Origin of the sequence: Mucilaginibacter sp., assembly GCF_039207105.1 — a bacterium.
Taxonomy (GTDB): domain Bacteria; phylum Bacteroidota; class Bacteroidia; order Sphingobacteriales; family Sphingobacteriaceae; genus Mucilaginibacter.
The window spans coordinates 1-3,293 of record NZ_JBCECK010000278.1 but is presented as its reverse complement, the minus strand read 5'-3'; the positions used below and the strand labels follow the sequence as shown (position 1 = coordinate 3,293).

Here is a 3,293-nt window from a genome sequence, read left to right as displayed (position 1 = left end):
CCCAGGAACCCACAAATAAAGACGCATACATGTTGGTCTTTCTCATTTCTGACGCCTTTGCTAAAAAGTCGGTATACGGCAGCGGAAATTCCGTATTGTACTGCCATAGGGCTTTGTCACCGATCACCGACCAGTTATACAGTTTACAAGGTGCCGGCACAAATTCCACGACCGAGTAAGCATTGGCGATATAGGTGGCCGTATTTACAGTAATGGTACGGGTTACCGCTGTGCTTTGCTTACCGGCAGTGGCTTTAAAGGTCAGTGCAAATGTTCCCGAAGCCGGTGAAATAAAGCTCAGGTTCAGGTTCTTGCTGATCACCGAATCGCCGATCGACCATTGATAATCATAATCGTTACGCGCCGGTCCGCTGATGGCCGGTTGCAGGTCAACGACCTGGCTCAATGCCACCGCCGGGATCTCCGCCAAAGTAATGGTGATGGCTTTTTCGACAAAGATCTTGTAGCCTTTCTGATCGCTGCCGCCTTTGTTCTCGATCTTAAAAGTGACATCGTAGTTACCGGCGGTTTTCGCTTCAAAAGTATAATTGATCTGCCCGCTGGCTACTTCCTTACCGTTCACCAGCCAGGTGTAGTTGTTGCCCTTGGTATTAGTGATGGTGGGGGCCAGCACGGTCTTATCGCCGATATTTAATGTCAGTGTATCTGCACTGATGCCGGAAATACTTGGCGCTTGCTGCACATCTTTCTTGCAGGCTATCGCCAGCAAAAAAAGCAGGAGCAGTAAATAGATAGGTACTTGTTTTTTCATGTGTTTTGATTTTATTTTTTTGGTAATAAGGCCATATGCGCCGGAATGTCTCCGGTACGTACGACCCATTTCTTTTTGCCCTGCTTGTCGAAACAATACAGCAAACCAGGGGAAACGTAATTGCCGGCATCAGTTACATAGATATCTTTGGTCACCGGATGCACCATGATGCCGTAAGGGATCTGTATCTCTTTATCCGTACCGTCAGTAATGAAGGCATTGGAAATGACCTTGTGTGTCCGGGTATCTACAATAGCGTATGTAATGACATTAGAGTAAGTGATATAGCTCCACTCGGTGCTGTATACGTACAGCAGGTCATCATCCAACCAGTAGTTACTAGCGGCGATAGGGATGGTGTCCGTTACTTTTTGCTGGGCTTTGTCAATAAAATAGAGCCTTGAAGGCAGTTTCTTGTAGTCGCCGCGCGAGGTTACCCATAGATTGCCACGTTTGTCGGCTTTGATATGGTGCAGGTTGTAATCGACGTCGATACGCTTGTCCTCTTTAAAAGTGGCCAGGTCGATCACCGAAACGGTACGTTCATATTTTTCGGTATTGCCCGCACCCATATAACCGCCGGAGTTGGCCACATAGATCTTGCCATCAACGATCTCCAGGCAATCCGGCTGAAAGCCGACGATGCAGGTGCTCACCACTTTTAATGTCGCGGTATCGACTTTAGCTACATAACCTTTTTGGGTATAGTTAGGATTGATCTCTACCGGTCCGGCATAGGAGGTGATGTAGGCAAAACCTTTATCAAATTTGATATAACGGCAGTTTGGTATCTCGATCTGACCGATGCGTTTGGCATTGGCCGCGTTCATCACTTCGACTTTGTTGGACACGTTGATAATAGCGTACAGCTTACCGCCGTAAATGGCGATATCGTTACCTACATCGCCCAATTCTTTAGGTACGGTCGGGTTGATCGCGCCGTAGATATTACGCTGGTAAACGCCCTTACCCAGATCGTAGAAATCCAGCGTACATTTATTGCTGCCCATGTTACCTTCGTTCAGCAGGTAAAAGCCGGCATAATTGGCATCCGAGGATTGATCTACCTTGGTCTCTTCGGGTTTAAAAGTTTCCTGGTCTTTGCGGCATGAGGCTACCACGAAGGCCATTAGCAAGACTATTAAATGGTACTTTTTCATAGTTCAACAGATAAGATCAGTTTATAATTTCGTTTGGGCATGGGGTAGTTATTCACTACATCATAGTCCTGGTTCAGCAGGTTATTGACCTCGCCCGATATTTTGAAACGAGATTTTTTGTATTGGATGTCTTTAGAAGCCGACAGATCATGCGTATACCAGGGCCGGTGATAGTTATCGGTAATATTGGCCGAGTTGTCGTAGCGTTCACCCACATAAATAAAGCTATAATTCACGCGCCAGGTGCCGCGCTGTATGCTGGAGATCAGCGAGCCGCTATGCCATGGTATGTAAGGGATCTGGCCGCCGTAGGTCAATGCTTCCAATAACGGATTCTTTTGCTTCGTAAAATCTTGCGCTTTCTGATAAGTATAAGATGTCCGAATATTTAATAAAGTGTTTGATGGTAAAGCAAAGGCAAAATCGGAGATGACATCAATACCCCGTATCTCCACATAACCGATATTCTGCATCATCCAGCGGTACATGCCCGTACCTTTAGGCACGGCGACGATCTTATTGGTGACCTGGTTGTAGTAAGCGTCGGTTTGCAACTGCCATTCACTGAAAAACGCCCCCGGCCAGCTTTTGTGCCAGGTAAAACCCAGGTCATATTGATAAGTGTACTCTGGTTGCAGTTTTATATTACCGATGTCGGTATAATACAGATCATTAAAGGTCGGCATCCGGAAGATATGCTTATAGAATGCCCGTAGGTTAAATTCTTTTTTATCAAAAGGTTTGAAGGACAGAAAAACCGCTGGTGTTAACTCATTTTTATTCGAAGCCGCCACGGCATCTTCGGTGCCCGGGTTTACGCGGGTGATGCTTTCATCGATGAAAGTGCCCAGCATACTGGCCTGCATCTTCCATTTGCCTAAATGGGCCGCACCAGCCAGGGCGACCAGTGAGGTCAGTCGTTTGGGATAGACAAAGCCATCCAGATTGGAATTGAGCGTATTGTAATGCACGTCGGTAGACAGGTCAAGATCCAGGACTTTAGAGACACTGAGTTTATTGGCTATCGAAGCATACCATTCCTGCTGTAAAAAGTTATTATCGATATGGAACTGATTCGGATCGGGGTTCAGGTAACGCATGTAGTCGTTGGCGTATTTGGCGTTCACCTGTATATCGTACAGCCTGGTGATGCTTTGCTGATAAGAACCCTGTACGAAGAAATTACGGTCCCATTGCCGCTGCGATTGTTTGAACACGTTGTTAACGATCGCGCCGGGGATGCCTTTTTCCGAATCGTAGAAATAGGTTTTCACATTCCAAAAGCCATGCGCGGCTTTGCCATACAGCCCGCTTTCCAAACGCAAAGCGCGGATGTCGCCGTTCTCACGAATGGCGGTGGT

3 protein-coding genes are annotated in these 3,293 nt (G+C 46.9%); all 3 read right to left on the bottom strand.

Going from position 1 to position 3,293, the window contains the following annotated elements; genetic code table 11:
• The coding region (locus AAGC65_RS25505; RefSeq protein ID WP_343115277.1) for a PKD-like domain-containing protein at positions 1-841 on the bottom strand (841 nt) is incomplete at its 3' end.
• Positions 784-1,932: a DUF5074 domain-containing protein gene (locus tag AAGC65_RS25500; RefSeq protein WP_343115276.1), complete on the bottom strand. Its 1,149-nt coding sequence runs from the start codon at positions 1,930-1,932 to the stop codon at positions 784-786. The genes AAGC65_RS25500 and AAGC65_RS25505, both read right to left, overlap by 58 nt.
• Positions 1,929-3,293: TonB-dependent receptor (locus AAGC65_RS25495; protein ID WP_343115275.1), on the bottom strand; the 1,365-nt coding region annotated here is incomplete at its 5' end. The genes AAGC65_RS25495 and AAGC65_RS25500, both read right to left, overlap by 4 nt.